Here is a 3601-nt window from a genome sequence, read left to right on the forward strand (position 1 = left end):
GGCCCTTGGCCACCGGCTTTGCGTTCGCCATGGCGCTGTCGCTCGGCGATCTCGGCGTGATCGCACTGTTCGGCAGCGATTCCGTCCAGACCTTGCCCTATCTTCTACTCGCGCGCATGGGCAGCTACCGGACCGCCGACGCCGCGGGGCTGGCCTTGCTGCTCGGCCTCGTCTGCCTGCTGCTGGTTGTCGCCGCCGACTGGCTGGGGCGGGAGGCAAAGGCATGACGAGGGATAATAATGGCATCGCGGCCACGAAGGGCCTGGCCGTCACGTTGGACGGCGTATCCTTCAGCTATGGCGAGGCATCCTTCCGGTTCGATGTCGAATTCGCCGCCGGCAGGATCACCGCCATCATGGGGCCGAGCGGTTCAGGCAAGTCGACGCTGCTCAATCTGGTGGCCGGCTTCGAATCACCAAATGCTGGCAAGGTGCTGATCGGCGGGATCAATGTCGATAATGCGCCGCCCTCGGCGCGGCCGGTGTCGATGGTGTTCCAGGAAAACAACCTGTTCGCCCATCTTTCGGTCGAGGGCAATGTCGGGCTTGGCCGCTCGCCATCGCTCAAGCTCACGGCCGACGACCACCGCGCGGTCGCGGACGCGCTGGGGCGTGTCGGCCTCGCCGGCAAGGAAAAGCGGCTGCCGAGCGAGCTTTCCGGCGGCGAGCGGCAGCGCGTCGCGCTGGCGCGGGTGCTCATACGGGACCGTCCGGTGCTTCTGCTCGACGAGCCTTTCGCCTCGCTCGGCCCGGCGCTGCGCGAAGACATGCTCGATCTCGTGGCCGGCATCCACGCCGAGCGACAGATGACCGTGCTTTTCGTCACGCATCAGCCGCAGGACGCGCGCCGCATCGGCCAACGGATCGCGTTCGTCGACGAGGGCAGGGTCGCGGCCACAGGGTCGGCCGCTGCTTTCTTCGACGGTGCTGGACCGGAGGCCTTCCGGCGCTATATCGGCGATCGAGGCGGCAGCGTTGCCGGATGACAACACATTGCCCGGAAGCGGACATAATTTACGGCCAAACCGGCTGCGGGTGATCAGGCGTTTGCTTGCCTTGTCCGGGGGAGTGTGGCTAGGTCCGGCCATGCTGGTCCGGGTGGGCCGTGATTTGCCGAAAGATTACGAAAGGAAGCCGATCTGACAGCCGGCATCGAGAGGGTATGGACTAAGCCGCTGGCGCGATTTTTCGCGATGGCCGGCTTTGCCGTGGCGCTGGCGAGCTGCCAGATGTTCACGCCGCCGGACGTGCAGGAGTCCGGCTTCCAGCCCTCCGACAAGCCGATCACCGTCGACAATGTCGTCGCCAATGCCAGGCTGGCCGAAATGGCCAAAGCGCAGCATCCGCGGATTCTCGCCACCTATGGCGGCGAATATTCCGATCCGAAGCTCGAGCGCATGGTGGCCAAGGTCGTCGGCAATCTGACGGTGGTCTCGGCCAATCCGACCCAGACCTATCGCATCACCATCCTCAACTCGCCCAACGTAAATGCCTTCGCGCTGCCGGGCGGCTATCTCTATGTCACGCGCGGACTTTTGGCGCTGGCCAATGACTCCTCCGAGCTTGCGGCCGTCATCGCGCATGAGATGGGCCACGTCACCGCCAATCACGGGTTGCAGCGGCAGCAGCTCGAGGCCGAGGAAGGCCTGGCGACCAAGGTCGTCTCCGACGTGCTCGGCGACAGCCCGACCGCCAAGGCCGCGCTCATCCGCGGCAAGCTGAGGCTTGCGCAGTTTTCGCGCAACCAAGAACTGCAGGCCGACGCGATCGGCATCAAGTCGATCGGCGAAGCGGGCTATGATCCCTATGCGGCCGGCCGCTTCCTGCAGTCGATGTCGGCCTATACCGATTTCCGTTCGGTCAGCGGCGCCACGGATGCCAGCCTCGACTTCCTGGCCACGCATCCCAACACGCCGCAGCGCATCGAGCTGGCGCAGCGGCTCGCCCGCAACTTCGGACCGCCCGGCGTCGGCACGCGCGACCGCGATGCCTTTCTAGCCGGCATAGACGGGCTGCTCTACGGCGACACGCCGGAAGAGGGCTATGTGCGCGGCCAGACCTTCCTGCATCCCGGCCTTGGCGTGTCGTTCTCGGTGCCCGAGGGTTTCGTCATCGACAATTCGGCGGCCGCGGTGACCGCGACCGGTCCGGGCGACATCGCCATCCGCTTCGATGGCGTGGCGATCGACAAGTCTGTGTCGCTCACCGACTATATCCGCAGCGGCTGGGTCGCCGGACTAGACGATGCCAGCGTGCGCCAGGAAACGGTCAACGGCAACGAGGCGGCGATGGCGCATGCCAGCGCGCAAGGGTGGCAGTTCGATATCGCGGTCATCCGGGCCAGCGGACAGGTCTACCGGCTGCTGACTGCGGCACCCTCGGCCAGCACCGCGCTGGAGCCGGTTGCGCGCTCCGTCAGCAGCTCCTTCCGCACGTTGAGCGCGGCCGAGAAGGCGGCGCTGAAGCCGCTGCATATCCGGGTGGTGACTGTGCAGCCCGGCCAGAACATGGGCACGCTTGCCGCTCAGATGGTCGGCGTCGACCGAAAGCTCGACCTGTTCCGGGTGCTCAACGCAATGTCGCCGGGCGCGAGCGTGTCGGCCGGCGACAAGGTCAAGATCGTCACCGACAAGTAGGGTCGTCATCCCGTTTCGTGCTTCCGCAACGAATCAGCCGCGCGCTTCTATTCGGTCAACCCGGGCGCGCGGCTGCCGCAGCAATCAGAGCCCGCCACTGCTGCCGCCTTCAGGGCTGGTCTGGCCGCCGGTGCTGCCTCCGCTGCCCTCACCACTTTGGCCGCCGCCGGACCCCGAATGATCGCCGCTACTGCCGCGCCAGGGCGCCGGCCCGGTATCGGTCTGAGGTGGTTTGACCACTGTCGGGACTGTCACCGTCGGCGTCTTCGGCGCGGGTGTGCGGACAACCTTTACCTTGGTGACTATTTTCGTCACGACCTTCGGCTTGCACACTGCGACCGTTAAGGTGCTGCGCGCGGGAAGGCCGAGAATGCTCATCGAATATGCCTCTTGCCGCGCGATGCCGGCTTTGAGGAAAGCCAAGGCGCGGGCCTCGTCGGCGGGCACGCCGTTGCGGCCATCCTTGAAGATCACGGCGAGATCGTTCATCGCGTTGACGTGCCCCATGGCCGCCGCCTTGAGCAGCAGGTCCAATCCCTTGCCGGTATTCTGCTCGACGTCGACACCATTGAACAAGGCTCGCCCCCAAGCGGCCATCGCATAGGGGTCTCCCTTGTCGGATGCTTCTGAATAGAAGCTGATCGCTTTCGCGGAGTCCGCGGCCGGTCCTATTCCGGACGAAGCGATATGGCCGAGCTCGAACATGGCGCGGACGTGCCCCCTGTCGGCAGCTTCCTGGATAGCTTTCCTGGCCTCGTCGACCTTGCCGGACGCCAGCAGCGCCCGCCCAAGCTCGTAGCGAAACCGAGCGACGTCGGGGTAGGCCTTCACCGCCGCCTCGCAGGCCTCAGCGGCCTCGCCGGCGATCTCGTTCTGCAAACGGCCGGGCGCGACGCCCTGCAGGTCGAGCGGTGCGCCCGCCGCCTGGTCGCAGGGGTCGACGCTTGGCGACAGCTTCATCATCGC

General features: G+C 66.1%; 3 protein-coding genes and 1 pseudogene. 3 read left to right on the plus strand and 1 reads right to left on the minus strand.

Going from position 1 to position 3601, the window contains the following annotated elements:
* The 3 genes and pseudogenes from EOA75_RS30555 to EOA75_RS30565 form a co-directional block, all read left to right on the plus strand.
* Positions 1–227 (plus strand): annotated as a pseudogene (locus tag EOA75_RS30555) (thiamine/thiamine pyrophosphate ABC transporter permease ThiP); the annotation flags it as partial.
* Complete coding sequence (gene thiQ, locus EOA75_RS30560) at positions 224–985, plus strand: thiamine ABC transporter ATP-binding protein (RefSeq protein WP_127325894.1); 762 nt, start codon at positions 224–226, stop codon at positions 983–985. The pseudogene EOA75_RS30555 and the gene thiQ, both read left to right, overlap by 4 nt.
* 207 nt (positions 986–1192) lie before the next feature.
* Positions 1193–2635, plus strand: coding sequence for a M48 family metalloprotease (locus tag EOA75_RS30565; protein ID WP_067319421.1), 1443 nt, complete (start codon positions 1193–1195; stop codon positions 2633–2635).
* Between the two features lie 84 nt (positions 2636–2719).
* Here the strand turns inward: EOA75_RS30565 and EOA75_RS30570 are convergent.
* On the minus strand, positions 2720–3601 hold an 882-nt coding region (locus EOA75_RS30570), incomplete at its 5' end, for a tetratricopeptide repeat protein (protein WP_164747683.1).

The organism is Mesorhizobium sp. M1A.F.Ca.IN.022.07.1.1 (assembly GCF_003997575.1).
GTDB lineage: Bacteria > Pseudomonadota > Alphaproteobacteria > Rhizobiales > Rhizobiaceae > Mesorhizobium.

Coding starts and splice junctions, on each gene's coding strand:
- thiQ (WP_127325894.1), top strand. CDS start 224: ATGACGAGGGATAATAATGGCATCGCGGCCACGAAGGGCCTGGCCGTC.
- EOA75_RS30565 (WP_067319421.1), top strand. CDS start 1,193: ATGGCCGGCTTTGCCGTGGCGCTGGCGAGCTGCCAGATGTTCACGCCG.